At 64.0% G+C, this 1,390-nt stretch carries 2 protein-coding genes; both read right to left on the reverse strand.

The annotated features are described in order from the left end of the window. A partial coding sequence (trpD, locus tag BN1128_RS04425; protein WP_042866566.1) for an anthranilate phosphoribosyltransferase occupies nt 1-867 on the reverse strand: 867 nt, incomplete at its 3' end. Between the two features lie 10 nt (nt 868-877). Beyond that, the coding region (locus tag BN1128_RS04430) for an aminodeoxychorismate/anthranilate synthase component II (protein ID WP_042866567.1) at nt 878-1,390 on the reverse strand (513 nt) is incomplete at its 5' end.

The raw sequence follows: 1,390 nt of genomic DNA on the forward strand, positions 1-1,390 counted from the left end.
GATGGCGGCGTTGTGCGCCGAAGTGCCTTGCCCTGCCAGAATGGCGGCGGTGATGGCGCGGTTCTCTTCGGGCTCGCCCCCCTGAATGGCGCTGACCGGATAGGTTTCCAGGCCAAAGTCAGCCGGGGTGATCATGAATTCGCGGATCTCGCCGTCACGGATCTGGGCCACCTGGGTCGGGCCGTGGATGGCAATCTCGTCGAGCCCGGCGCCGTGAACCACCATACCGGTTTTCAGCCCTAGTGCCAGCAGGGTTTCTGCGATGGGGCGCACCAGCTCGGGGGCATAGACCCCCATCAGCTGATAGGTGGGGCGAGCGGGGTTGATGAGCGGCCCCAGCACGTTGAACAGGGTGCGGGTCTTGAGGGCCTGACGCACCGGCATGGCGTGGCGCACGCCAGCGTGGTACTGGGGGGCGAACAGGAAGCAGATGCCGAGTTCGTCCAGGCAATGGCGCGCCTGCGCCGGGCTCATGTCGAGCTTGATGCCCATCTTGTCGAGCAGATCGCTCGAGCCCGACTTGCTCGATACCGAGCGGTTGCCATGCTTGGCCACTTTCAGGCCGCAGGCGGCGGCGACCAGCGCCGAGGTGGTGGAAACGTTGATGGTGTTGAGGCCATCGCCACCGGTACCGACTATGTCGCAAAACTCGTAGTCTGGACGCGGGAAGTCGCGCGCTTCCGCCAGCAACGCTTCGGCGGCGCCAGCGATCTCCTCCGGTGTCTCTCCCTTGATCTTGAGGGCGGTCAATAAACTGGCGAGCACTATGGGATCCACTTCGCCACGAACCACTTGCCCGAAGGCGTCACGGGTACTTTCACGGCTCAGAGACTGACCCTGATAGAGGGTGTTGAGATGATGATGCATGTTGGTCTCCTTACCGCACACTACTTACAGGACGGGTGATATGGGCGAGCGCCTGAGTCAGCAGGCGGGCCCCTTCCGAGGTCATGATGGATTCGGGATGGAACTGGAAGCCCAGCACCCTGTCGTCCTGCTGCTCTATGGCCATTGGCATGCCCTGATAGTGGGCAATCACCGTCAGCTCTTCCGGTACATAGGTGGCGACCAGCGAGTGGTAGCGGGCTACTGGCAGCGGGCTCGGCAGACCGGCGAAGGCGCCGTGGCCGTTGTGCTCAATCAGGGAGCGCTTGCCGTGGACGATTTCCCCCGCCGCACCGACGGTGCCGCCGTAGGCTTCGCACAGGGCCTGATGACCGAGGCAGATGCCGAGGATGGGCACCTGGCTGCGGGCCAGCTTGATCAGGTCAATCAGGCAACCCGCTTCATGGGGGGCGCCCGGTCCCGGCGAGAGCACCAGCACCGCATCTCCTTTGCAGGCGGCGATCTCGCTCATGATGCGGCTCGCTGGCAGGCTGTTGCGGTAGAT

Source organism: Aeromonas piscicola, from assembly GCF_000820005.1.
GTDB classification, from domain to species: domain Bacteria; phylum Pseudomonadota; class Gammaproteobacteria; order Enterobacterales; family Aeromonadaceae; genus Aeromonas; species Aeromonas piscicola.